The sequence below is a fragment of the Streptomyces sp. TS71-3 genome (assembly GCF_018327685.1).
In the GTDB taxonomy this organism is placed as follows: domain Bacteria; phylum Actinomycetota; class Actinomycetes; order Streptomycetales; family Streptomycetaceae; genus Streptomyces.
This window is the reverse complement of record NZ_BNEL01000001.1, coordinates 677,930-703,378: the sequence shown is the minus strand read 5'-3', so window position 1 is coordinate 703,378 and position 25,449 is coordinate 677,930. Positions and strand designations below refer to the sequence as shown.

General features: G+C 74.3%; 12 protein-coding genes. 2 read left to right on the top strand and 10 right to left on the bottom strand.

Annotated features, from left to right (window positions below; all coding sequences use genetic code 11):
* Window positions 1-164: 164 nt before the first annotated feature.
* The 6 genes from Sm713_RS03075 to Sm713_RS03050 all read right to left on the bottom strand — a co-directional run bounded on the left by Sm713_RS03075 (window position 165) and on the right by Sm713_RS03050 (window position 15,064).
* A complete protein-coding gene (locus Sm713_RS03075) occupies window positions 165-1,871 on the bottom strand; it encodes a succinic semialdehyde dehydrogenase (RefSeq protein WP_212908148.1) in 1,707 nt (568 codons plus the stop codon).
* A gap of 229 nt (window positions 1,872-2,100) precedes the next feature.
* Entirely contained in the window at window positions 2,101-3,885 is a 1,785-nt protein-coding gene (locus Sm713_RS03070) for a serine/threonine-protein kinase (protein WP_212908147.1), read from the bottom strand.
* A gap of 238 nt (window positions 3,886-4,123) precedes the next feature.
* The gene (locus tag Sm713_RS41570; RefSeq protein ID WP_374195953.1) at window positions 4,124-6,517 is read right to left on the bottom strand and encodes a protein kinase; all 2,394 of its coding nucleotides are present in this window, start codon (window positions 6,515-6,517) and stop codon (window positions 4,124-4,126) included.
* 220 nt (window positions 6,518-6,737) lie between these two features.
* Complete coding sequence (locus Sm713_RS03060; RefSeq protein ID WP_212908146.1) at window positions 6,738-8,693, bottom strand: serine/threonine-protein kinase; 1,956 nt, start codon at window positions 8,691-8,693, stop codon at window positions 6,738-6,740.
* Window positions 8,694-9,248: 555 nt separating this feature from the next.
* Entirely contained in the window at window positions 9,249-11,825 is a 2,577-nt protein-coding gene (locus tag Sm713_RS03055) for a protein kinase (RefSeq protein ID WP_212911740.1), read from the bottom strand.
* Between the two features lie 551 nt (window positions 11,826-12,376).
* Complete coding sequence (locus Sm713_RS03050; protein WP_249416047.1) at window positions 12,377-15,064, bottom strand: serine/threonine-protein kinase; 2,688 nt, start codon at window positions 15,062-15,064, stop codon at window positions 12,377-12,379.
* A gap of 137 nt (window positions 15,065-15,201) precedes the next feature.
* On the opposite strand from Sm713_RS03050, the gene Sm713_RS03045 reads away from it, so the two are divergent.
* Window positions 15,202-16,248: a serine hydrolase gene (locus Sm713_RS03045; protein WP_212908145.1), complete on the top strand. Its 1,047-nt coding sequence runs from the start codon at window positions 15,202-15,204 to the stop codon at window positions 16,246-16,248.
* Between the two features lie 662 nt (window positions 16,249-16,910).
* Here the strand turns inward: Sm713_RS03045 and Sm713_RS03040 are convergent.
* On the bottom strand, window positions 16,911-18,617 hold the full coding sequence (locus Sm713_RS03040; RefSeq protein WP_212908144.1) for a glycerol-3-phosphate dehydrogenase/oxidase: 1,707 nt from the start codon (window positions 18,615-18,617) through the stop codon (window positions 16,911-16,913).
* 469 nt (window positions 18,618-19,086) lie between these two features.
* Here Sm713_RS03040 and Sm713_RS03035 point away from each other — a divergent pair, with 469 nt between their 5' ends.
* A complete protein-coding gene (locus Sm713_RS03035; RefSeq protein ID WP_374196026.1) occupies window positions 19,087-20,373 on the top strand; it encodes a nucleotide sugar dehydrogenase in 1,287 nt (428 codons plus the stop codon).
* 693 nt (window positions 20,374-21,066) lie between these two features.
* On the opposite strand, the gene Sm713_RS03030 is transcribed toward Sm713_RS03035, so the two are convergent.
* The 3 genes from Sm713_RS03030 to Sm713_RS03020 form a co-directional block, all read right to left on the bottom strand.
* Complete coding sequence (locus Sm713_RS03030; protein ID WP_212908142.1) at window positions 21,067-22,191, bottom strand: GuaB3 family IMP dehydrogenase-related protein; 1,125 nt, start codon at window positions 22,189-22,191, stop codon at window positions 21,067-21,069.
* 504 nt (window positions 22,192-22,695) lie between these two features.
* The gene (guaB, locus tag Sm713_RS03025) at window positions 22,696-24,201 is read right to left on the bottom strand and encodes an IMP dehydrogenase (protein WP_212908141.1); all 1,506 of its coding nucleotides are present in this window, start codon (window positions 24,199-24,201) and stop codon (window positions 22,696-22,698) included.
* 514 nt (window positions 24,202-24,715) lie between these two features.
* Window positions 24,716-25,291, bottom strand: a complete 576-nt coding sequence (locus tag Sm713_RS03020; RefSeq protein ID WP_212908140.1) for a sigma-70 family RNA polymerase sigma factor — start codon at window positions 25,289-25,291, stop codon at window positions 24,716-24,718.
* Window positions 25,292-25,449: the final 158 nt, after the last annotated feature.

Below are 25,449 nucleotides of genomic sequence, written 5' to 3'. Positions count from 1 at the left end.
GGGGTGGGCTGTGGCTGAGGTGGTTGGCAGGGCTCGCCGCCATGGGGGTTCCGCTGTGCCCACCCGTTCCGCCCCGCGGAACGCCTGCCCACAGCTACGGTCCATCCGGCCACTGCCCACAGCTGCGTTCGTCGGCACGTGGTCCCGCGGAGGACGCGTGGCGGCTAGCGCAGGCGGAGGGCCTTCATGGCGCGCAGGCTTCTGCTCATGAACGTCGCGTAGCCGGCGTCGTCCATGCCGAAGGCCGGGGCCATGGGGATCAGGCGCTGGTGGGCGACGGTCTGCGGCTCCGTGTACTTGTGGATGCCGTCCGCGCCGTGCCGGCGGCCGAGGCCGGAGTCCCGCATGCCGCCCATGGGCGAGCGGACGCTGCCGTAGGCGGCGGCGTACCCCTCGTTGACGTTGACGCTGCCGCAGCGCAGCCGGGCGGCGAGGCGCCGGGCGCGTGCGCCGTCCTTGGTCCACACCGAGGCGTTGAGGCCGTACGGGGTGGCGTTGGCGAGAGCGACCGCCTCGTCCTCCTCGCGGAAGCGGTAGACGGAGACGACCGGCCCGAAGGTCTCCTCGCCGCACACCGCCATCGGGGACTCGACCCCGTCGAGGATCGTCGGCTCGTAGAAGTAGGGGCCGATGTCCGGCCTCGCCGCGCCGCCGGCGACGAGCCGTGCGCCCTTCTCGACGGCCTCCGTCACGTGCCGCTGGACGGTCTGGAGCTGCCGCTCGCCCGCCAGCGAGCCCATCTCGGCCCCGTAGGCGAGCCCGGCGCCGAGCCGCATGGCCTTGGTGCGGGCCGCGAAGCGCTCAAGGAAGGCGTCCGCGACGGACTCGTGCACGTACAGCCGCTCGATGGAGATGCAGAGCTGCCCGGCCGAGGAGAAGCAGGCCCGCACGGCACCCGCGGCGGCCTTGTCCACGTCCGCGTCGTGCAGGACCAGCATCGGGTTCTTGCCGCCGAGTTCGAGCGAGGCGCCGACCAGCCGGGCGGCGGCCCGCTGGGCGACCTCGCGCCCGGTGCGGGTGGAGCCGGTGAACGAGACGTAGTCCGCGTGCTCGACCACCGCGGGCCCGACCACCGGGCCCTCGCCGATCACCACCTGGATCACCCCGGCGGGCAGCCCCGCCTCGATCAGCAGGTCGCGGGCCCACAGGACCGTCAGCGCGGTCTCCGTGTCGGGCTTCATGACGATGGCGTTGCCCGCGACGAGGGCGGGCAGGGCGTCGTCGACGGCCAGCTCGAAGGGGTAGTTCCAGGGCACGATCTGCCCGACCACGCCGCGTGGATGGCGCAGCTCCGTCACCCGGGTCAGGGTCGGCACGGCGCCCATGCGCCGCTTCGGCCGCAGGTACGCGGCGGCCCCGCGGCCGTAGTGCCGGGCGGTGACGAGGACGCCCTGCACCTCCTCGTGGGCGTGCAGGCGCGCCTTGCCGGTCTCCAGCTGGATCAGGTCGAGCACCTCGGCCTCGCGCTGGAGGACGAGGTCGTGGAAGCGCAGCAGCACGGCCGCACGGCGGCGCACGGGCGTGGCGGCCCAGGCGAGCTGGGCGGCACGGGCGCGCTCGTAGGCGGTGGCCACGTCCTCGGGCGTCGACTCGGGCAGGTCCGCCAGCTTCTCACCGGAGAACGGCGTGTGGCACGCGGTACTGCCCGACCCGACGACGTCGCGCACCAGCCGGGCCACCAGCTCCGGCGTGACCACGTCGGAGGCCGTCCGGGTGCCGGCGGGCACGGGCGCGACGGGGTTGGTGCCGGACGTGCCAGGCGTGCCGGGCGTGTCCGGCGACGCGGTGGCGGGGGCCGCGGCCCCGGCGTCCTCGGCGTCCACAGGGGGAGCGGGGGCCTTCGAGCCCGTCGGGTCCGTCGTGTCGGTCATGGGCGTGAGAGTAGGGCTAGGACACCCGTTTGGGTACCCATCGGTAACGACGTTTCACCATCCACTCACAGCCCGCCAGCGATCACTGGCAGGAACGGGGCTGATCTGGGAGATCGACCGCCGGACGGAAGCGCTCCGGAGCCCGGAGGGATGCGCTCAGGAAGCCGGGAGTGGTGGCGGCTGCCGTCCGGCCGCCGGCCGGCTACGTGTCGAGGTCCAGGTCCATCGGCTACATGTCGAGGTCCAGGTCCAGGTGGGCGACGACGTCCCGGTAGAGCTGCTCGCCGATGGGGTGGGCCCAGCCGTCCGCGGGCATGTCGACCTCCAGCCGCCAGTACCACTTGCTGGTGCCGCCCTCGGGGACGAGGAGCTGGTGGCGGTAGTGCCGCACGGGGTCGTCGCTGCTGTCGCTGTAGTCCGTGAAGGTCACCGTCGTCTCGTACGCCTTCTTCTGGCGGTACGACGTCGTCCTGCCGGCGACCTTCACCGGCGTGAACTCCGTGCCGTTGTCGCCGCCGCCCTTGTAGTACTTCTCCCAGCCCGCGCCGGTCGGCTCGACGGGGTCGTCGACCGTGGAGTTGTCCACCCGGGTGAGGTACACGTGGAAGACGTCGCTGGGGTCGTCGAACGTGACGCCGGCGGTCGTGCCGTCGTTGGGGACGCGCCGGTAGTCGGACGGCACGGCGAGCGACGCCGCCACGGTCTCCCGCTCGGGCCGCACCTCCCAGCCCTTGGGCAGCTCGTTCCCCTTGAACGGGTCGAGCAGCAGCAGGACGAGCGCGAGCGCCACGACCACCACGCCGGCGCCCAGGCCGAGCTGCGCCCTGCGGTCGTTCTGGAGCACCGGGGGCACCCAGCGGTTGGCGTCCCTCTGGTGCGGCGGGATCAGGCGGGTGCCCTCCGACGCCGGGTGCGCGAGGCCCTGAAGCACCTGGCGGACCTCCGGCGCGGGCGGGCGCGCCATCGGGTCCTTGCGGAGCAACTGCATGACGAGCATGGCGAGCGCTCCGCCCGCGCGCGCGGGCGACTGCGGCTCGGCGGAGAGCACGGCCTGGAGCGTGGCCGGGGTGTTCGAGCGGCGGAACGGCGACATGCCCTCCACGGCCGCGTACAGCACGACGCCGAGGGACCAGAGGTCGGCGGCGGGCCCGGGGCGCTGGCCCAGCACCCGTTCCGGCGAGATGAACTCCGGTGAGCCGACGAACACGCCCGTCTCGGTGAGCCGCTGCTCGCCCTCCACCTGGGCGATGCCGAAGTCGGTGAGCACGACCCGCTCGCCCCGGCCGAGCAGGACGTTGTCGGGCTTGACGTCACGGTGCAGCACGCCCGCGTCGTGCGCGGCCTGGAGCGCGCCGACGACCGCTACGCCGATCCGGGCGGCCTCCCGCGGGTCGAGGGTGCCCTCCTGCAGCCGGTCCGCGAGCGACTGGCCGCGCACCAGCTCCATGACCACCCAGGGCCTGCCCTGCTCCACGACGACGTCGTGCACGGTGACCACGGAGGGGTGCTCGATCCGGGCGGCGGCACGGGCCTCGCGCTGCATGCGCTCGTACGCGGTCCCCCGCTCGGCCTCGCTCAGGTGGTCCGGCAGCCGGGGCTCCTTGATCGCCACCTCGCGCTCCACGACGGTGTCCCGGGCGTGCCACACGGTGCCCATGCCGCCGTGGCCGAGGCGGTTCAGCAACTGGTAGCGACCACCGACGAGCCGGCCGGCGCCCTCGGGTGCCTGGGCGGGCCGCTGAGCGGGACCCGGCTGCCCAGGATGCGCCGGGTATTCGGGCTGCCCAGGGTGCGGCGGGTACTCCGGCTGCCCCGGGTGTCCGGGCTGCCCCGGGTTGCCCGCGGGGCCCTGTGCGGGGGTGCCGTTCCCGCCACCCGCTCCGCCGCCCGGGCCCTGGGTGGGCTGGTACGAGCCGTAGGCGCCCTGCCCCGGCACCGGCTGGACGGGCGGAGCCTGAGGTGGCCTCAGCCCGTAGCTGGTGGGCTCGTCCTGGTTTCCCCCATCGTTCGTCATGTTCACATCCTGGCGACCCGCGCCCGTGGATCGCCACCGAGGCCCCTGAGCGGATGCAACACCGTGACAAAGGGGGAGGTCTCCGCGCCGGGCCGCGCGGCCGCGCGGAACGCGCGAGTTCGTCGGACGAACGCTTGAGGGTGTCGTCCCGGCCATGGGATACGGGTAGTGGCCCGCGCAGAACGAAGCTCTGTGCACGCGCCCGCAGCAGGCCGACGGGCTGTCACGGTGCCGGCGTTCACCGGGAGGAGGGCTCGGAGAAGGCCCCGCCCGCCGGGGTGTCCGCAGGGGTGTGGGCGGACGAGCCGGTGCGGGGCGGTGTGGACGCCGACGGCCCTGAGGACGTGGGGGTCGGCTCGCCGGACTTCTGGGTGGGGCTCGGGGGTGCGGCCGGGGCGGACCCGTGCGTGGGGGCCCGGGTGGGGCTGGGGGTGGGGGTGGGGGTGGGGGTGGGGGTCGCGGGGACCGAGGTCGACGGTTCGCGGTGGCCGTTGCCGCCGCCCTTCGAGAGCAGTGCCACCGCGGACACGCCGGCTCCGGCGATACCCGCGGCCAGCGCGATGGCGATCAGCATGGTGCGCATCCGGCGGGTGGACTCCGCCTTCGGGGCCGGGCCCGGACCGGTGCCAGGGGTGCGCTCTCGTGCGCCGGGGAAGGGAGCTTGGCCACGGCCTGCGGGGGGCTCTCCGTCCGCGCTGGTGTCAGGCGCCCCTCCGGCGGGGTCGGCCGACCCGGTGCCCGTTGTGGAGGCGCCTCCCGCTCCTCCGCCGGTGCGGCCTCTGCGGGACCGGGTGGACGGTGGTGTGGCAGCGCCGGCCGGATTCCGGCGCGGCCGTCGCGGGGACGGCTCGGGGCGGGGGCCGGTGGACGGGCCGGGCGCGGCGGTCTCGTGAGCGGCGGAGGGCGGGGGTGCCGGCGCTGCGGGCGCCCGTCGCCCCGGCACCGCCGGATCGGGCTGCCCCCGCGGGGGGCGGGTGCCCCTGGGCGCCGGGGGTGACCAGGGTTCCGCCTCGGGCGGTGGCCAGGGGCCCGTGTCGGTGGGCGGGCCGTCCTGGGGTGACGGGCGGTCCTCCGCGGACGGGTGCTGGGTCGGGCCCGAGGCGGTGCCGTCGCCGCCCGGGGTGGCGCCCGGCATCGCCGGCCCCCGGCGGGGCGGCGCGGACGTGCGGTCGGAGAGCGGCACGGGGTGGTCGGCCGGGGCGCTCGGGCGTTCGTGGGGTGCGAAGGTGTGGTCCTGGCGCTCTCCGGCGGCCGGGCCGGCGCCGCCGGACCCCTCGGCCCCGGACGGACCGCTGTCGTTCCCGGCGGGACGGCCCGCGGTCCCGGGGGGCGCGGAGTCCTGCGCCCCGGTCCCGCGGACACCGCCGCCTTCCGCGCCCGAGGGCTCTCCTCGGTCGGCCTGGTCAGGGGTTCCGGGGCTCCGCGGGCCGGAGGTCCCGGTGCCACGCGCCGCGGGAATCCCGGTGCCGCCCGGCGCCGGGGACTCGCCGGGCCGTACCGCAGCCCGGCCCTCCGCCGCCGGAGGGTGTTCGGAGCTGCCGGACAGCGCCTCGTCCGGTGCCGGGGGCGGCTGGTCCGTGGTGGAGGACCCGGGTGGGTGCGGTGCCGCGCGACGGGACCCGCGGTGCGTCAGGCGGGAGACGCCCGGCAGGCGCCCGGCGCCCCGGGACGCGCGGTACGGGAGCCGGGCGACCCGGGGCGCCCAGCGCATGCGCGCGGCACCCGGCTCGCCGGACTCCGAGGCGGCGCGCGGCTCCGGGACGCGCCCCGTGTCGGCGTAGTCGCGCAACATCCGTTCGGTCTCGGCCGCGTCGAGACGGCGGTCCGGGTCGCGCTCCAGCAGGCCCAGGATCACCGGCAGCAGCGGACCGGCCTCCTGAGGTGTCCTGATCTCGTCGGAGACCACGGCGTGCAGCACGGCGCCCAGGTTGTCGCGGTGGAACGGCGACGTGCCACTGACCGCCGTGCACAGCAGCGCGCCCAGCGACCACAGGTCCGACTCGGGGCCCGAGCGCAGTCCGGACATCCGCTCCGGCGCCGTGTACTCCGGCGAGCCCATGAACGAGCCGGACTCGGTCAGCGTCGTGGAACCGCTCAGGTGCGCGGTGCCGAAGTCGGTGAGCACGACCCGGCCGGTCTCCGACTCCAGCAGGACGTTGGCCGGTTTCAGGTCGCGGTGCAGCACTCCGGAGGCGTGCGCCTTGCGGAGCGCGCCGAGTAGCGCGATCCCGATCCGGGCGGCCTCGCGCGTGTCGACGGGTCCGTTCCGCGCGATCCGCTCGGCGAGCGAGGGCCCGTCGACCAGCTCCATGACGATGTACGGGCGGCCCTCGGCCTCCACGACGTCGTGCACGGCGATGATGCCCGGGTGGCCGAGCTGGGCGAGGGCACGCGCCTCGCGCAGGGCGCGCTCGCGCTGGACCCGCACCTCGTCTGCGGAAAGCTCGTCGCCGAGGTCGAGCGCGACTTCCTTGACGGCGACCTGACGCCCCAGCAGCTCGTCCGTGGCACGCCACACCACGCCCATGCCGCCCCGGCCGAGACGTGTCTCCAAGCGGTACCGGCCCGCCAGGACACGGGTGCTGCCGCCGCCCGGGTGCCCCCCGCTCCCCGCGGCTCCGTCGGTCACCATAGGGTCATGATGCCCCAGGGTCACCGACCCGGAGGGGGTGCGTCCGGCCAGGTGACACGGGTTGTCCGAAGATCGCCCGTCGGGGCCCGGGCCGCGCGCCGGCACTGCGCCGTCAGCGCCGAACGCACCACCCCGTCACCGCATGGTCAGGGCCTCCGGCGGTCCCACCGGCGCCCGGGAAGCGCCTTCCCGGGCCCGCCCGATGGGGCGGCGCCACAGCTCACTCGCTGCCGTCGTCCCCGTCGTCCGAGCTGTCGCCGCCGTCCCCGCCGCCGTTCTGTGAGCCGTCGGATCCGGCCACGGAACCCTTCCGTGCGGGCTGCCAGCCCCTCAGTACGCGGTCGAACTGCAGGCGGGTGGTGTCCCAGTCCGCGTCCGGCGACGACATGTAGATCGCGTATTCGGTGCCGTCCCGATCCAGGTACGTCTGTTCTATGGCGTGCCGGGGTCCGGGGAAGGAGTCGGAGGGCACCGCGGTCCAGGTGAACTCCCAGAGCGATCCGGGCCGGTCGCGGAAGGTGTTCTCGGTCAGCTCGCCGCGGTGGTACTGGGGCAGCTTGTCGTGGAGCTGCTTCTCCAGGTCGAGCTGGTGCATGTACGGGTTCTCCCAGTCCGGGGACCGGTCGACGCTGATCCGCACGAAGTGGTTGCCGCGGTCGGGCGTGTAGTCGATCTGGGAGCCGTTGGCCTGCCGGTGCCAGCGCGGCGGCAGCATCAGGCTGAAGCCCTCGACGTCGTCGACCCGCCGCCAGTCGGGCGGGATCCCGCCGGCCTGCTCCGGAGGCCCCGCGGGGCCCGGGGCGTCGGGCGAGGAGGAGAGAGCGGGGGAATGGGAGGCGGCGTCCTTGCCGCCCTTGTCCGCGTAGTGCAGGCCGAGCACGGTGCCGCCGCCCATCAGCACGGCCGCCGCGACGACGCTCGCCAGAACGATCCAGCCGCGCCGGCTCCGCCGCCCGGGCGCGCCCGTGGACGCGGGTGCCGTCTGCTGCGCGGAGGATATGAGCGGCCCCGGAGGCGTGTGCGAGCCGGGCGGGGTGTGCGAGCCAGGAGGCGTGTGTGACCCGGGGGGCGTGTGCGAGCCAGGAGGCGTGTGCGAGCCGGGAGGCGTGTGTGACCCCGGGGGCGTGTGCGAGCTGGGGTGATGCGTCGTCACCGGCTCCGGCTGCGGGCCTGCGCCGGGATACCCGTAGCCGCTCCCGGCCGCTGCCGCGGGCCCGAAGGCGCCGTAGGGCTGGTGCGGGCCGTACGCCCCGCCGCCCGGCGCGTCCTGCGGGTGCTGCCCCTGCGCGGCGCTCTGGTTCCGCGTCGGGTTCTCGTAGGGGTGCACGCTGGTGGGCAGGTACTCCTGCGCGGCCGTGGGCCTGCGGCCCTCCGCGGCCTCCGCGAGCATCGCCTCGGCCTCCTCCGCGCTGGGGCGCAGGGCCGGGTCCTTGTGCAGCAGCGCGGTGATGACGGGGCCGAGCGGCCCGGCGCCGGCCGGCTCGGAAGGGTCCTCGTCGACGACGGCCTGCATGGTGGCCAGCGGCGTGGTCCGCCGGAACGGCGAGCTGCCGTCCACCGCGGTGTAGAGCGTCGCCCCGAGCGCCCACAGGTCGGACGCCGGGCCTGGGTCGGCGCCGCGCACCCGCTCCGGCGCCAGGTAGTCCACCGAGCCGACGACCTCGCCGGTCTTGGTCAGCGTGGTGTCGCCCTCCACCTGCGCGATGCCGAAGTCGGTCAGGAGCACCCTGCCGTCCTTCGCGAGCAGGACGTTGCCGGGCTTGACGTCGCGGTGCAGCACGCCGGCGGCGTGGGCGGCGCGCAGCGCGCGGAGCACCCAGACGCCGACGCGGGCGGCGTACCGCGGTTCGAGCGCGCCCGACTCCTTGACGACGTCCGCGAGGGAACCGCCCTCGACCAGCTCCATCACGATCCACGGCCGGTCGTCGTGCTCCAGCACGTCGTGGACGGTGACGACGGCGGGGTGGTTGATGCGGGCGGCGGCGCGGGCCTCGGTCTGGGTGCGCGCCAGCAGCACCGTGCGTTCGCTCTCGGACGCGTACTGGGCGGCGGTCAGTTCCTTCACCGCCACGACGCGGTGCAGCAACTCATCATGGGCGCGCCACACGCGGCCCATGCCGCCCCGTCCGATGGACTCACCGAGCCGGTAGCGCCCCGCGAGGAGCAGGCCTTGCATCTGATTCACGATCCCCCGCAGTGGATTGACCACTCCAGCGTAAGGAAGTGGTACCCCGCAGGGAACACGTGGGGTACAAGGTGACAGCACTGTGACGCTTGGGACTCATCGGCTGATCCCTCCACAGAGGCGCCATGCCCTCACAGCGCACGGACCCGCCATGACCTCCATGTTTCCACCACATACGGCCCCGGTACGGGTTCGAACGCCGCGGCCGGCACACATCTGGAGCGGGTTCAACGGCCTCCGCCCGCGGACGCCCGCGGGGCGGTTCGAGGTGGCCCGTCGATGCTCGTCCGGTACGGGTTCGAACGCGCCCGGCGAACGGACCGCCGCACGTACAGCCCGCCGGACGAACCGTCACACACACGCTCCCCGGACGGACCGAGACGCACGCACACGCCTGCCGGACGGACCGTCACGCTGGTGCAGGACGCACACGCCTGCCGGAGGAACCGCCGCGTACGCCCACCGGGCGGACCGCCTCACGCACCCGCCACACGCACCCGCCGCACGGAAACCTCCCCGCGCCCGCCTCCCCGCGGCCCGCGCCGGTCAGCCCGTGTACTGGTAGGTCGCCGACGCCTGGGTGTAGTAGCCGTCCACCTTGTCGCGCTGGGACTCGGGGCCCCGGACCTGCACGACGTGGTAGTGGCCGCCGACGAGGAGCGCGAGGTTGCGGACGTAGACCTCGCCGCCGTCGCCCTGCCAGGTGAACTGGCCCTCCGCCATGATCCGGTCGCCGACCTCGGTGGTGCGCAGCCCGCTGCTGGTGGCCCAGCTGGACTCGCGGAAGGGCTGGAGCTCGCGCTCCTTCTCGCGCTCGTAGACCATCGGGTCGGATCCGTACTGCTTGGCGGTGTCCCGGCCGGGCACCACGATCAGCTGGAAGCCGCCCTTGCCGTAGACGACCTGCCCGAGGGAGTTCTTGCCCTGCCGCTGCCACCCGTCGGGCACGGCTATCCGGAAGCCGGCGCTGTCGTTCTTCACCGTGAAGCCGGGCGGCACGTCGAGCGGGGTCGTCTGCGGCGGGTGGGAGTCGGAGGGCTGGCCGGGCGCGGCGCTGTCCTGGTCGCCCTGGCCGGTGGCGCCGCCCTGCGCGCCGGTGTCCGAGGACGACCCCGGCGCCGGGGATCCGGTGGGCTCGCCGGCCGCCTGCTGACCCGCGTCGCTCGACTTGGGCATGAAGACCATCGCGTAGGCCACGGCCGCCGCGAGGCCCAGCATGATCACCACGAGGAGCGTCCGGCCGAGCCGCCGCGGCCCGCCGCCCCGGCCCGCCTTGTGCCGCCCGCGGCCGGTGGCCACGACCGTGCCCTTGCGGCGGCGGACCAGCTCGCCGCGGCGCCGCACGATGGGCAGCTTCTCCCGGTCGGCGGGAGGGGTGGCGACGACGTGCGCGCCCGCGTCGGGCTCCGGCGCCGACCGGATCAGGGAGCGCAGCCAGCCGCGCAGCTCCTCGAAATCCGGCCGCTCGGCCGGATCCTGACGGAGCAGCGACTCCACGACGGGGCGCAGCGGACCGCACTCCTCGGCGAAGGCGGGTGGCTCGGAGCACACCATCTCGACCAGCTCGGGGGTGCTCTCCTCCGGGTACGGGGCGTGTCCCTGAACGGCCCGGAACAGCAGCGCGCCCAGGGCCCACAGGTCGGTGGCGGGGCCCACGGGCGGGGCGAGCTGCCAGTTCTCGTGGACGGGGCCGGCCTGCTCGGGGGCCCAGCGCTCGGTGACGGGGCCGACCACGGCCATCCGGGCCTGGCGGGCCCGCTCGGCGGCCAGCGGGGTGGCGGGACCGCGCCGCGGCGCTCCGCCGGCGCCCCAGCCGGCGGCCTCGCCCCAGGTGGCTCCGGCGGTGCCGGCGGGCGCGGGCTGGGCGGCGTCCGGCGCGGAGCGCGCGTAGACCTCGGGCTGGTTGTCCTGCGGGGACCTCGGAGCGGGGGGCCCGGGGCGGCGTACTCCGTAGGGGTCGACGATCTGGCCCGGCGGGTGCGGGGTGTCGTCCTGGTCCTGGGGGCGGGCCGGGGAGCCGTCGCCCTGGCGGGCCGCGGGCAGGCCCGGGGGCAGGGGTGTGGGCGTGTCGGTGTGCTCGTCGTCGATGCGGGCGGCGGCTCTGGCGCCTGCGCGGTAGGCCGCGATGGCACCGGCGCGGGCCGCTCTCGCGTCCGTGCCGCTCTGCGCCCGGTACGGGATCTGCCGGGGGACGCCGGTCCCCGTGCCGGCGGGCGCCCCGGGTGCCTGGCCGCCGGCTCCGGACGCGGGGCCGGGGTGGCCGGGGCCCGCCGCACCGGGACGGCCGGAAGCCGGGCCGGAGGGCCCCCGGACGGGGCCGAAGGGGCCCCCGGGCCGGCCGGGTGCGGCACCGAGGGCGGGCCGGTCCCCGCCGCCGGTGAGGGAGCCGGCGGGACCGGGTGGCATCGCGCCCGGTGACGGCGGGAGCTCGCCGCCGGGCGTACCGGCGGGGGCCCCGGTGTCGTCCGGCGTCGGGTCGTACCCGCACAGGGCCTCTTCCGCGGCGCCGGCGGCCAGTCCGGTGAGCATCACCCGGCCGTCCTCGCAGACCAGGACCGTGCGCGTGGTGATGTTGCGGTGGGTCCAGCCGTGCGCGTGCAGGGCACGGAGGGCGAGGAGGACGTCGGCCGCGACCTCCGCCGCGCGGTACGGCGACAAGGGGGCCTCGGCGAGTAGGGCGGCCAGCGGGCTGGCGGCGACCACCTCGCTCACGATCCAGAGCGAGCCGCCTTCCGCGAAGACGTCGAAGACCTGGTCGAGCCGGGGGTGGTCGGGGATCTGCGCGGCCGCCTGGGCGGCCTCGATGGCGCGGCGCACCGCCGGGTCGGAGGGGGTCCGGGTGGCGCCGCCGATCATGCCGCTGCCGGTGAGCCGCCGGGCGCCCGCGGGGTTCCGGCCGGTGAAGCCCTCGGGCAGGCCGTCGGCGTCGAGCACCTCAGCCTCGACGATCTCCGGCAGCGGCACCTGGCGGACCAGCACCTCCTGGCCGCTGTAGGTGTCGAACGCGCGTGTCTGGGCCAGCTCGTACTCGTCGGACGGGGGGAGGGGCAGGCGGTAGCGGTCGGCGAGTACCCGACCCGCGTAGTCGTCCACGGCGCCGCCCCCTTCCGATCGGTGTCGCATCAGCTCGCCGCGTGTGCCCGGCGCGTTGTCATGCGACTGCGCACGGTCCACACACACTCACGATACGTGCCGAAGTCCGGCCGTATCGAGGGGATGTGGATAACTCTTCGGGCCATTCGTGCCGCTCACCCGCCTGACTCCCCACATCCGGGGAGCACTTGACCCCCTGATCCGCTTCCGTCCCCTATGTCCCACGGGCACATCCCACCACCTGAGAGGCGGCCGGCCCGGCGTCCGCGGGGCATGTACCCGCGGTCGGACGAGGCGGAACCCCCGACCCGGGTGGCGCGCCCCCGGAACGTCACATTGCGCGGGACCGGTGTCACTTCGGTCGGGACCGGGGTCACATCGCGTGCGGCCACGGCCGCTTTCCTCGGGAGCGGCGCCACTCCGCTCGGGACCGCCGCCACTTCGCCCCTGAACGGCGTCGATTCGCGCGGGTTCAGCGTCGCTCGGCTCGGAGCCGGCGTCGCCTCGGGCAGGACGGCGCGCCGCCTCGGAGCCGGTGTCGCGTCGTCGGCCTCACCTGGCGGGGGTGCACGTCGCCGGCCTCACTTGGCGGGGGTGAAGGTGCTGGTGAAGGTGTTCCAGGTGGCGCGGCTCAGGTCGCTCGTCCACTCGCTGTCGTTCGCCGTGTACATCATCCCGTAGCCGTGCTTGGGGCTGGTGACGAAGCCGCGGTCGATCCGGTGCCTCTTGACGCCGGAGGACTCGAACGTGAACTCCCAGTCCGCCGCGGGCCAGCCGCGGTATTCGAGGCCGTCGATCCGGATGCGGTGGTACTGCGACAGCCCCATGTAGTGCTCCTGCTGGTGCCAGTCGAGCACGGGGTTGGCCTTGGGCGAGTTCGTCGACGCGAGGAGCAGGGCCTGGTTGTGGGGGCCGGTGAAGCGCACGCCGGCGGCGTCCGTGCCGGTGCGCTTCCAGCCCTTGGGCAGGCCGAGGGAGAAGCCCTGCGGGTCGCGGTACGTGCCGACGGCGGCGCCCTCGCCGGTGCCCGTCCCGGTCCCGCTGGTGGGGCCGCCGCTCGGCTTGCCCGCGTCGCCCGTACCGCCGCCGGAACCCTTGTCGTCGGATCCGTGGGATCCGTGGTCGTCCTTGCCGGTGTCCTTGCCGTCGTCCTGGCCGCCGCCCGTGCCGTTGTCCTGCTTGCCGCCGGACGTGCCGCCTCCTCCGGTGGCGGCCGTGCCGCCGCCCTTCCCCTCGGGCGTGGTGTCGTCGCCGGGCAGGGTGAGCGCCAGGATCGTGCCGAGCACGGCCAGCGCGACGACGACGGCGACGATCAGCAGGGTGCGGTGCGGGAGGTTCCACGGCCCGGAGCCCGTGCGGCGCGTGGCGGTCCCGGGCCGGGAGGGCGGCGTCCTGGGCGGTCCGGCGGGGCCGAAGGCGCCGAGGGGCGCCGCGCGGGTGGTGTCGGCCAGGCCCTTTCCGGGCAGGTCGGTGGCCGCGCCCGGCCCCTTGGAGTCGCCCGTGCCGCTGGAAGCCGCCGCGGCGGAGCCGTGGGCCACCGATCCGAAGACCGCGGTCGCGGCGGGGCTCTCGGTGCCGGTGCCGGAGGGGCTCTCGTCGCCGGCGGGTGCGGTGCCGGACGGGCTCTCGTCGCCGGCGGGTGCGGTGCCGGACGCGTCGGAACCGGAACGCTCGGTGGACGGGCCGTCCGCGTCGGGGGCGGTGCTCCGTTCGGCGCGGGGCACCCTGGGGTCGCCGGTGCCGCCCGCACGGGGCCGCTTGCGCAGCGGGTCGCTGGGCGGGTCGTCCGGGGCGCCGGACGTGGATCGGTGCGCGGCTGCGTCGGTTCCCGCCGGTCCGGAACCGGAGGCCGCGTCAGAGTCGGAGTCCTGCGCGGGGTCGGACGCGGTGCTGGTCACCGGGGCGCCCTTCGCCGCGGGCGGCGTGGTGTCTCCGGGGGCCGTGCCGGCCGCCTCGGACGTACGGGGCTCGGCCGTGCCGGAGCCCTCGGCGTCCTCCGCCCGGGCATCCGAGCCCGCGGTGCTCCCGGAGGCCGCAGCGCCCGAGCCCGTCGCCGTGCCGGATTCCGCAGGGCGGGCCGCCGACCTTCCCTGGACCGCGGTGGCCGCGGCCCCGGACGCCGCCGCGGCGGCCTTGCGCACCGAGCGCAGCGCACTGCGCAGGCGGCGCTCCTGCGCGGCGCCGGCGGGCTTGCCGGACTCGCTCGGGGTCCGCGCACCGGAAGGGGTGCCGGCCGTGCCGGAAGGGATGCCGACCGTGCCGGAAGGGCCGGACGCGGCCCCGGCGGCCGGGTCGGTGGCCGGGCCGCCGGCCGCGGGGGCGTCGCTCCCGTCGCCCTGCACGCCGTCGCGCCGCGCCTCGTCGGACACGCGCAGAGAGGTCGTCGCCCTGTCGGAGGCCGGGGCTGGAGCCGTCGGCTGGGGGGCGTGGGCGACCTCCTGGAGCATCGTCCGCGCCCCGGTCTCGTCGAGGCGCTGTTCGACGTCCTTGACGAGCAGGCCGTAGATGGCCGGCTCCAGCGGGCCGGCGTTCCGCGGATGCTCCACGGGCTCGGTCATCACCGCGGTCAGGGTCGCGATGGCGGAGCCCTTGTCGTACGGCGGGACGCCCTCCACGCACGCGTAGAGCAGCGCGCCGAGGGACCAGAGGTCGGCCGCGGGGCCGGGGCGGTGGCCGCGGGCGCGTTCCGGGGAGATGTAGGAGGGGGCGCCGACGAGCATGCCCGTCGACGTGATGGAGGGGTCGCCCTCCACCTGGGCGATGCCGAAGTCGGTGAGGACGACGCGGCCGTCCTCGGCGATGAGGACGTTGGAGGGCTTCACGTCACGGTGCAGGATTCCCGCTCCGTGGGCGGAGCGCAGCACGTCGAGGACGGCGAGGCCCACCTCGGCCGCCCGCTTCGGCGTCAGGACCCCGTCCTCGCGGATTACTTCGGCGAGCGACCTGCCCTCGACCAGTTCCATCACGATCCACGGGCGGTCGTCCTCGTCGACGACGTCGTAGACCGTCACGGCGCTGTTGTTGCGGATCCGCGCGATGGCCTTCGCCTCGCGGAGGGTGCGGGTGACGAGGCGTCGCTTCTCGTCCTCGTCGCTGGAGGGGAAGCGGAGTTCCTTGACCGCGACCGTGCGGCCCAGCGTCTCGTCCTCCGCGCGCCAGACCGTGCCCATGCCGCCGCGGCCGAGCACCCTCCCCAGCCGGTACCGCCCGGCCAGGAGACGTTCCCCGGTGCCCTGGCGGGTCTCCCCCGCCTGATCCGCCTCCGACATGTGACCCCTCTGCAACCCGCCCCGACAGAGCCTCCATTGTCCCCCACGTCGTGGCCGGAACCTTCGCAGGGTCTCCACCCGCTGTCGGGCTCCGTCGCCGAAGATGGCCGGGGCGGGGAACGACGACGGAGGACCCCATGCCCGCATCCCGGACACTCCCGGCTCTTTCGCTGGCCGTGGTCCTGCTCGGGCTGCTCCCCGGCAGCGTGAACGCCCCCGGATCCCCTGCCCCGGGCGCCACTCTTCCCCGGCTCGCCGGGATCGGCAAGACCAAGGCCGCCGCGCTGCTGGCCCGTGACAGAGTGGGTACGCAGTTCGCCACCAGCGGGCCGGGCATCCGGCGCGCCGACCGCTTCCGGGCCGGCAGCATCACGAAGACGTTCATCGCCACGGTCGTGCTGCAACTCGCCGTGGAGCGCCGCCTCAGGCTCTCCGACACCGTGGAACAGCACCTGCCGGGCCTGGTGCGCGGCCAGGGCTACGACGGGCGCCGGCTCACCCTGGGCGAGCTGCTCGACCACACCAGCGGGCTGCCCGACTTCACCGCGGACACCGGCGGCACCGTTCCCGTCTCGGCGCGCGCCGCGGTCCGCCTCGCACTCTCCCATCCGCCCCCGACCTCGGTGCGCAGCAACTCCTTCGCGTACTCCAACACCGACTACGTGCTGCTCGGCATGGTCGTCGAGCAGGTCACCGGGGAGTCCTACGCGGCCGAGGCACGGCGGCGGATCATCAAGCCGCTGCACCTCACGGGTACGTCCTTCCCGGGCGCGCGGCGGGACCTGCCCGAGCCGCACGGGCGCGCGTACACCGCCGGCGGCCGGGACGTCACCGAGCTGGATCCGCGGGTCGCGGGGGCGGCCGGCGAGCTGGTCTCCACCCTGGACGACCTGGACCGCTTCTTCGGCGCGCTGCTGGGCGGGCGGCTGCTGCCCCGCGCGGCGGTGGACCAGATGATGGACACGCGGGACACGGGCGGGGTGTACGGGCTGGGGCTGTACCCGCAGCGGCTGCCCTGCGGGGCGACCGTGTGGGGGCACAACGGTCGCATTCTGGGGAGCTACGTGCGGAGTGCCGGGACCGCTGGCGGGGGGCGGGTGGTGACGTATCGGGTGGACACCGATGCGGTGCCCTCGGCTCGGGCGGAGCTGGCCGTTCTTTCCTCGGAGTTCTGCAAGCGGTGAGGTTCCCCGTGCCGGGGCCGGCGTCCGCGTCTGCGGTGCGCTGCGTGGGCGTCTCGCGTCCGGCTTCCCGCCGGCGGGGGGTGTTTGCGCAGTTCCCCGCGCCCCTGTCGGGGGCCAGGTGGGCCGGAGGGTTACTCCCACTCGCTGCCCCCGCGGGGACGAACCAGCCCCTCAGAGCTCACCGCCGACCGACCGCCGGCGGGGGTTGTTCGCGCAGTTCCCCGCGCCCCCAGCCCGGCCCGGGTGAGCCGGACGGTTGCCCCTCCCGACGGCCCCCGCGGGGACGAACCAGCCCCTCAAGGCTCACCGCCGACCGACCGCCGGCGGGACTTCTCGCGCAGTTCCCCGCGCCCCTTTCGGGGCGCTGGGCACCGGTCCTGTGCCCCTGTCGGGGCGCAAGGCCCGGGGGCCGGGGCCTGGTGTAAGGGGGTGCCGATCAGGGGCGCGGGGAACTGCGCGAGCAACCGCGACGGGCCTCAGCCGTGCCCCCGAGAGCGGCCCCCCGATGGCGCGAAGCGCCGACGCAGGGGCGCGGGGAACTGCGCGAGTGGCCACCGCGAGAGGTGTCACGTCGTCACCGGGGTGAAGGGGCTGGTTCCTGGAGTGTCCGGGCCACCGGACCCGCCGAGGGAGGGATCGGGAGCCGGGCCCGGGGGGGGGGATCAGCCCGCCACGATGTCCGGGGCGCCCAGGCGGGCCGCGTCGGCCGTCAGGTCGTCCGGCTGGAGTTGGGACTCGCGTTCCGCCTGGACGCGCTTCTCGTAGTGCTCCACCTCTCGGTCGACGCGGTCGGCGTCCCAGCCGAGGACCGGGGCCATCAGCTGCGCGGCCTCGCGGGCGCAGCGGGTGCCGCGGTCGAAGGTCTCGAAGGAGATGCGGGTGCGGCGGGTGAGGGCGTCGTCGAGGTGGCGGGCGCCCTCGTGGGAGGCGGCGTAGACGATCTCGGCGCGGAGGTAGTCGTCGGCGCCCTGGAGGGGAGCGGCGAGGGTGGGGTCCTCGGCGATCAGGTCGAGCACTTCCTGGCTGAGCGACCCGTACCTGTTCAGCAGGTGCTCCACGCGGACGACGTGCAGGCCGTTGTCGGCGGCGATGCGGGCGCGGGCGTTCCACAGCGCCCTGTAGCCCTCGGCGCCCACCAGGGGGATGTCCTCCGTGACGCAGTCGGCGACGCGCTGGTCCAGGCCGTGCACGGCCTCGTCGACGGCGTCCTTGGCCATCACCCGGTACGTCGTGTACTTGCCGCCGGCGACCACCACGAGGCCGGGGGCCGCGTGCATCACGGTGTGCTCGCGGGACAGCTGGCTGGTGGCGTCCGACTCCCCGGCCAGCAGGGGCCGCAGGCCGGCGTAGACGCCCTGGACGTCGTCCCTGGTGAGGGGGACGGCCAGGACGGAGTTCACGTGGTCCAGGACGTAGTCGATGTCGGCGCTGGAGGCGGCCGGGTGGGCCTTGTCGAGGTTCCAGTCGGTGTCGGTGGTGCCGACGATCCAGTGCCGGCCCCAGGGAATGACGAACAGGACGCTCTTCTCCGTGCGCAGGATCAGGCCGGTGCTCGAATTGATCCGGTCCTTCGGCACGACGAGGTGGATGCCCTTGGAGGCCCGGACATGGAACTTGCCGCGCTCGCCGACCAGGGCCTGGGTGTCGTCGGTCCACACGCCCGTGGCGTTCACCAGCTGCTTGGCGCGGATCTCGTACTCGCCGTCGGCCTCCAGGTCGCGCACGCGGACGCCGACGACCCGCTCGCCCTCGCGCAGGAAGCTCGTCACCCGCGCGCGGTTGGCGACCTGCGCGCCGTACGCCGCCGCGGTGCGGACGAGGGTGGCGACGTAGCGGGCGTCGTCCATCTGCGCGTCGTAGTACTGCAGCGCGCCCACCAGCGCGTCCTTGCGGAGGCAGGGGGCGACCCGCAGCGCGTGGCGCCTGGTCAGGTGGCGGTGCGTGGGCAGGCCCCGGCCGTGGCCGCGGGCCATGGACATCAGGTCGTACAGCGCGACGCCCGAGCCCGCGTAGAGCCGCTCCCAGCCCGCGTGCTGGAGCGGGTACAGGAACGGCACCGGCTTGACCAGGTGCGGGGCGATCCGCTCCAGGAGCAGGCCGCGCTCCTTGAGTGCCTCTCTGACCAGGGCGAAGTCCAGCATCTCCAGATACCGCAGGCCGCCATGGATCAACTTGCTGGAACGGCTGGAGGTACCCGACGCCCAGTCGCGGGCCTCCACCAGGCCGGTGGACAGGCCGCGGGTCACCGCGTCGAGTGCCGTGCCGGCACCGACCACGCCCGCGCCGACCACCAGTACGTCCAGCTCGTGGTCGGCCATTGCCGCCAGGGATTCGGCGCGTCGCGCCGGCCCCAGTGTCGCTGTCCTCACCGCTGCCTCCCGTCACCTCTCACGGCCGGCACGGCAGCCGGCCGCGCCCGCACTCACACATCCCCCATGCCCAGTCTCACCGCGTTCTGCTACTTCAGCCACCACCGGCCCATGGCCTGTGGAAAACCTCGCGGCCAACACGCCCCAATTGCCGGGCAGTCAATGCGACATCACGGTCATATTTACTCCTAGTGTGACATTGCGCTGGTCCACCCTGTCCACAGGACTTGCGTGATCCTCCCGCTCCGGCTACTGGGAAGGACGCCGCCCCATGCCCGCTGATCTCGCCGTCATCGGTCTCGGCCCCTTCGGTCTGCCACTCGCCCAGGCCGCCGTGGCCGCCGGTATCCCCACCCTCGGCTACGACTGCCTGCCCGATCCGGTGGCCGGCACCACGACCCGCTCGTTGCACGCTCCGGTACCCAGCCGTACCGGCCAGGAATCCGGCGGGGGCCGGTACGCCGACGGCGTGGGGGGCGGCGACGCGGGCAGCCCGGGCGCCGGGAGCGCCGCGGGTGCGGGTGGCGCGGGCGCCTCCGGCGCGGGCACGGGCGCGTGCGGTGCCGGCACCGGGACCGGGACCGGCAACGGCGGCACGGGCGCGTGCGCCACGCTCACCCCCGCCGACCTGCGCCGTATTGTCTCGGGCGGCGCCCGGCCCTGTCCGGACCCGGCGCAGCTCGGCCGGGTGCGCACGGCGGTGATCTGCGTGCCCACCCCGCCCGGCCCGGACGGCGGTCCGAGCCTCGGCCAGGTCGCGGAGGCCGGCCGCGCCCTGGCGGCCCGGCTGCGTCCGCACACGACGGTGATCCTGGAGTCCCCGGTGCCACCCGGCACCACGGAGGACTTCCTGCGGCCGCTGCTGGAGGACGGCTCGGGGCTGCGCGCGGGCCGGGACTTCCACCTGGCCTACTCCCCCGTGCGCACCGACCCTGGGCAGGGCGCCCCCGGCTACCGGGCGATCCCCAAGGTCATCGGCGGCCTCACGCCGGCCTGCACCGAGTCCGCCGCGAAGTTCTACGGGCGGCTCACGGAGAAGGTGGTACGCGCGCGTGGGCCGCGGGAAGCGGAGACGGTGCAGCTTCTGGAGACCAACTACCGGCACGTCAACATCGCCCTCGTCAACGAGATGGCCGTGCTCTGCCACGACCTCGGCGTCGACATCTGGGACGTGATCCGGTGCGCGGAGACGAAGCCGTTCGGGTTCCACGCGTTCCGGCCCGGCCCCGGAGTGGGCGGCCACACCGTGCCGCAACACCTGCCGGGCCGCACCGCCGTGGTGCGTCCCCCGGGGCAGGGGCAGGGGCAGGGGCAGGGGCAGGGACTGCGGACGCTGCGCATGGTGGAGCTCGCCCAGCAGGTCAACCACCGCATGCCGCAGTACGTCGTCCAGCGGGGCGCCGCGCTCCTGAACGAGCACGGGAAGTCGGCACGCGGTGCCCACGTGCTGCTGCTCGGGGTCACGTACAAGCCCGATATGGCCGATCGGCAGGGGTCACCTGCGGAGGAGATCGCGCTGCGGCTGATGGAGCTGGGGGCGCGGGTCGGCTACCACGATCCCTACGTGCCCGCCTGGGAGGTGCGGGGGCGGGCGGTGCCGCGGGCCGATGCGCTCTACGAGGGGGTTGCGGCCGCCGATCTCACGTTGCTGCTGCAGCATCACCGTACGTATGACCTTCAGGGGCTGTCGGTGAAGGCGCAGCTTCTGCTGGACACTCGCGGGGCGACGCCGGCGGGGGCGGCGGAACGCCTCTGAGCGCCCCCGGTTCCCCGCACCTTCTCTGGGCCCCGCCTCCTTGCGTCCTGCCGCCGGCGGGTGCCGACTCCTCGCGCAGTTCCCCGCGCCCCCATCGGGGCCCAGCCCCCTGCGCTCAGTCCTTCAACCACCGGCCCGTCGTGGCTACTCGCGCAGTTCCCCGCGCCCCTATCAGGACCCAGCCCCCCGCGGTCCACCCTTCAACCACCGGCCCTCGGTGGCTACTCGCGCAGTTCCCGCGCCCCCATCGGGGCCCAGCCCCCTGCGCTCAGTCCTTCAACCACCGGCCCGTCGTGGCTACTCGCGCAGTTCCCCGCGCCCCCATCGGGGCGCTGCCCCTTCCCGTTCGCCGTTCGACCACCGGCCGTGGTACTCGCTCGCGCAGTTCCGGCGGAGTCACCTCGCGAACCAGCCCAGGCCCCTGATGAGGCGCGAAGCGCCGTCCAAGGGGCGCGGGGAACTGCGCGAACAACCACACCCAGCCTGAACTGACCCGTCGAGAGCAGCCTCACCAAAGGGGCGCGGGGAACTGCGCGAACAACCACACCCAACCTCAGCCGAACCGCCAAGAGCAGTCCACGCGGGCCGGCGCGGAGCGTCTGGAAAGGGCATCCCGGGGGCAACGCAGAGCCGCCGTGGGCACCGCACACCCCGGCCACAGCGAAGCGCAGCGCAGCGCAGCGCACCGCAGCGTTACCGTTTGTGTTGCGAGTCCGCCACCGTGACCTCGACCCGCTGGAACTCCTTGAGCTCGCTGTACCCGGTCGTGGCCATCGCGCGGCGCAGGGCGCCGAAGAAGTTCATGGAGCCGTCGGGGTTGTGCGAGGGACCCGTCAGGATCTCCTCGATGGAGCCGACGGTGCCGAGGTCGACCTTCATGCCGCGCGGCACCTCCTCGTGCACCGCCTCCATGCCCCAGTGGTGGCCCCGCCCGGGCGCGTCCGTGGCGCGTGCCAGCGGGGAGCCCATCATCACGGAGTCCGCGCCGCAGGCGATCGCCTTGGGGAGGTCACCCGACCAGCCCACGCCGCCGTCCGCGATCACGTGCACGTAGCGGCCGCCGGACTCGTCCATGTAGTCGCGGCGGGCCGCGGCGACGTCCGCGACCGCGGTCGCCATGGGGACCTGGATGCCGAGGACGTTGCGGGTGGTGTGCGCCGCCCCGCCGCCGAAGCCGACCAGCACGCCCGCCGCACCGGTGCGCATCAGGTGCAGCGCCGCCGTGTACGTGGCGCAACCGCCGACGATCACGGGCACGTCCAGCTCGTAGATGAACTGCTTCAGGTTCAGCGGTTCCGCCGCGCCCGACACGTGCTCCGCGGAGACGGTGGTGCCGCGGATGACGAAGATGTCGACGCCCGCGTCCACCACGGCCTTGGAGAACTGGGCCGTGCGCTGCGGGGAGAGCGCGGCGGCCGTGATCACGCCGGAGTCCCGCACCTCCTTGATCCGCTGCCCGATCAGTTCCTCCTTGATCGGGGCGGCGTAGATCTCCTGGAGGCGGCTGGTCGCCTTGTGGCCCGGCAGGTCGGCGATCTCGTCCAGGAGCGGCTGCGGGTCCTCGTACCGCGTCCACAGGCCCTCAAGGTTGAGCACGCCCAGCCCGCCGAGCTCACCGATGCGGATGGCGGTCCGGGGGGAGACCACCGAGTCCATCGGGGCGGCCAGGAACGGCAGCTCGAAGCGGTAGGCGTCGATCTGCCACGCGATGGAGACCTCTTTCGGGTCGCGGGTGCGGCGACTGGGGACGACGGCGATGTCGTCGAAGGCGTACGCCCGGCGGCCGCGCTTGCCCCGCCCGATCTCGATCTCAGTCACGTCTGTGGCCTTTCCCTCTGCGTCTCAGCGCCCTCCAGTATCCCCGACCCGGCCCCCCGGGCACCGAAAGGGCGGCCGTCGCCGCGACCGCCACCCGGGCGGCGCCGGCGCGCGTTCATTCCGCGCCCACCACAGCGGCCCGCGTTTTCGCGCGAAAGGGCGGCCCAGGGGATGCGCCCCGGGCCGCCCTCAGTGGGGTCCGTGGTGTCCGTGCTGTCCGTGGTGTCAGGGCTGCTCGACCTGCCCTCGGACAGGACCGGTGACCGGGCGGGCCAGGTCGTGTCCGGCGGATCTTCGTGGGCCCGCGACTCCCCCACTGCCTGAACGGGCGTGGGTGGGGGTACCTCCCACGCCCGTTCAGGCAGTGGGGGAGTGCCCCCAGCACCGCACCTCGCCGCGTTGTCGGAGTCATCCGAGTACGCCCAGTACGAGGACGATCCTCCGCCTTGCGATGCACGGCACCAGACGCCGCAGGCTGATCCACGAAGATCCGCCGGACACGACCTAGGCGCGGTTGTTGTAGTTGGGCGCCTCGACCGTCATCTGGATGTCGTGCGGGTGACTCTCCTTGAGGCCCGCGGACGTGATCCGGACGAAGCGGCCCTTGGTCTGCATCTCGCCGACCGCGGCCGCGCCGACGTAGCCCATGGTCTGCCGCAGGCCGCCGACGAGCTGGTGCAGGACGGCCGCGAGGGGGCCGCGGTAGGGCACCTGGCCCTCGATGCCCTCCGGGACCAGCTTGTCGTCGGAGGTGACGTCGGCCTGGAAGTAGCGGTCCTTCGAGTACGAGCGGCCCTGGCTGCGGGACTGCATGGCGCCCAGGGAGCCCATGCCGCGGTAGGACTTGAACTGCTTGCCGTTGATGAACAGCAGCTCGCCCGGCGACTCCTCGCAGCCCGCGAGCAGGCTGCCCAGCATGACCGTGTCCGCACCGGCGGCCAGCGCCTTGCCGATGTCGCCCGAGTACTGGAGGCCGCCGTCGCCGATCACCGGCACGCCGGCGTCCCGGCACGCCTCCGCCGCCTCGTAGATCGCCGTGACCTGCGGGACGCCGATGCCGGCGACCACGCGGGTGGTACAGATCGAACCGGGCCCGACGCCGACCTTGACGCCGTCCACACCCGCGTCGAGCAGGGCCTTCGCGCCGTCACGGGTGGCGATGTTGCCGCCGATGACGTCCACCGGGACCGACGACTTGATCTTGGACATCCAGCTCAGCGCGTTGCCGCTGTGGCCATGGGAGGTGTCGACGACCAGGAAGTCGACGCCGGCTTCGACCAGCGCGTGGGCGCGCTCCAGGGCCTCCGGGCTGGCGCCGACGGCGGCGCCGACCAGCAGCCTGCCCTCGGCGTCCTTGGCGGCGTTCGGGTACTGCTCGGCCTTGACGAAGTCCTTCACGGTGATCAGGCCCTTGAGGATGCCGGCGTCGTCGACGAGCGGCAGCTTCTCGATCTTGTGGCGGCGCAGCAGCTGCATGGCGTCCACGCCGGAGATGCCCACCTTGCCGGTGACCAGCGGCATCGGCGTCATCACCTCGCGCACCTGGCGCGAGCGCTCGGACTCGAAGGCCATGTCACGGTTGGTGACGATGCCGAGCAGCTTGCCGCTCCCGTCGGTGACCGGGACGCCGCTGATGCGGAACTTCGCACAGAGCTCGTCGGCCTCACCGAGGGTGGCGTCGGGCCGGACCGTGATCGGGTCGGTGACCATGCCGGACTCGGACCGCTTGACCAGGTCGACCTGGTTCGCCTGGTCCGCGATGGAGAGGTTGCGGTGCAGGACGCCCACGCCGCCCTGGCGGGCCATGGCGATGGCCATCCTGGCCTCGGTGACCTTGTCCATGGCTGCGGACAGCAGCGGAATGCTCACGCTGACGGAGCGCGAGACGCGGGACGAGGTGTCGACCTCGTTCGGCAGCACGTCCGAGGCGCCCGGCAGCAGCAGCACATCGTCGTAGGTCAGCCCTAGTGTCGCGAACTTCTCGGGCACTCCGTCGATGTCGGACGTCATGACACCTTCCCCAATGGCCTTGATCGGTGCGGATGTCCATGCTAACGGGAGCAGCAGCCGTGTCATTCCACGGTTCGCGCCATCCTGCGGCTTCATAGGTTCGTACGTATACACACCTCTCCGCGTTCACCCCTGTGTACACGTACAGACGCACGTACACGTACAGATGCACGTGCGAACTCACGGGGGCCTCAGGTGGGGGCGCCGCGTGGAGGTGTCATGCGAGGGCGCCATGTGAGGGGCGTCACGTGGGGGCGTCACTGCCGAGGGCACGCGCTTCTGCGGGCCCGCCCCGGTTCCATTAGGGGCGCGGGGTGGGGGCACCTCCCACGCCTTTAAGGCAGTGGGGGAGCGACAAGCCACACGCAACCCGCGGATCGCAGCCGACCCGAGGGGGCAGACGCTGTCGCATCCGGACCGCAGGTCCGAAGCCGCAGGCCAAGGCAGCGGGCCAGGGCAGCAGCCAGCGAACGGTATGCGGCCAGCCCGGCAACCGGCCAACCGGAGCCCGCGACTACTGCTCGGCAAGCGCCCGCAGCCGGCTGAGCGCGCGATGCTGGGCGACCCGGACGGCGCCGGGTGACATCCCGAGCACCTGGCCGGTCTCCTCCGCGGTGAGCCCCACGGCGATCCGGAGCAGCAGCAGCTCGCGCTGGTTGTCCGGGAGGCTCGCGAGGAGTTCCTTGGCGCGCTCCGCGTCGCTGCTCAGCAGCGCGCGCTCCTCGGGGCCGAGCGAGTCGTCGGGCCGCTCGGGCATCTCGTCGGAGGGCACGGCCGTGGACCCGGGGTGGCGCATGGCGGCGCGCTGGAGGTCGGCGACCTTGTGCGAGGCGATCGCGAAGACGAAGGCCTCGAAGGGGCGCCCGGTGTCGCGGTAGCGCGGCAGCGCCAGCAGCACCGCGACGCACACCTCCTGGGCCAGGTCCTCGACGAAGTGCCGTGCGTCACCCGGCAGCCGGGACAGGCGGGTGCGGCAGTACCGCAGCGCCAATGGGTGTACGTGGGCCAGCAGATCGTGCGTGGCCTGTTCGTCGCCGCCCACGGCGCGGTGGACGAGTGCACCAGTCACCGTCGTCCCGTCGTCACGCATCGGTCCATGGTGCCTCGGGGCGGATTGACCCGTGGCACCGCGTCCGTAGTTGTGCACTGAAGCGTTATGAGCAGGTGCGCCGGAACTCATCTCCTGCGCTCTCCCCTCACGCTCGTTCCGCTCTGCCGTCTTGTCCCTGAGGAACTCCACCATTCAAG

Coding starts and splice junctions, on each gene's coding strand:
- Sm713_RS03075 (WP_212908148.1), bottom strand. CDS start 1,871: ATGACCGACACGACGGACCCGACGGGCTCGAAGGCCCCCGCTCCCCCT.
- Sm713_RS03070 (WP_212908147.1), bottom strand. CDS start 3,885: ATGACGAACGATGGGGGAAACCAGGACGAGCCCACCAGCTACGGGCTG.
- Sm713_RS41570 (WP_374195953.1), bottom strand. CDS start 6,517: ATGGTGACCGACGGAGCCGCGGGGAGCGGGGGGCACCCGGGCGGCGGC.
- Sm713_RS03060 (WP_212908146.1), bottom strand. CDS start 8,693: ATGCAAGGCCTGCTCCTCGCGGGGCGCTACCGGCTCGGTGAGTCCATC.
- Sm713_RS03055 (WP_212911740.1), bottom strand. CDS start 11,825: ATGCGACACCGATCGGAAGGGGGCGGCGCCGTGGACGACTACGCGGGT.
- Sm713_RS03050 (WP_249416047.1), bottom strand. CDS start 15,064: ATGTCGGAGGCGGATCAGGCGGGGGAGACCCGCCAGGGCACCGGGGAA.
- Sm713_RS03045 (WP_212908145.1), top strand. CDS start 15,202: ATGCCCGCATCCCGGACACTCCCGGCTCTTTCGCTGGCCGTGGTCCTG.
- guaB (WP_212908141.1), bottom strand. CDS start 24,201: ATGACGTCCGACATCGACGGAGTGCCCGAGAAGTTCGCGACACTAGGG.
- Sm713_RS03020 (WP_212908140.1), bottom strand. CDS start 25,291: ATGCGTGACGACGGGACGACGGTGACTGGTGCACTCGTCCACCGCGCC.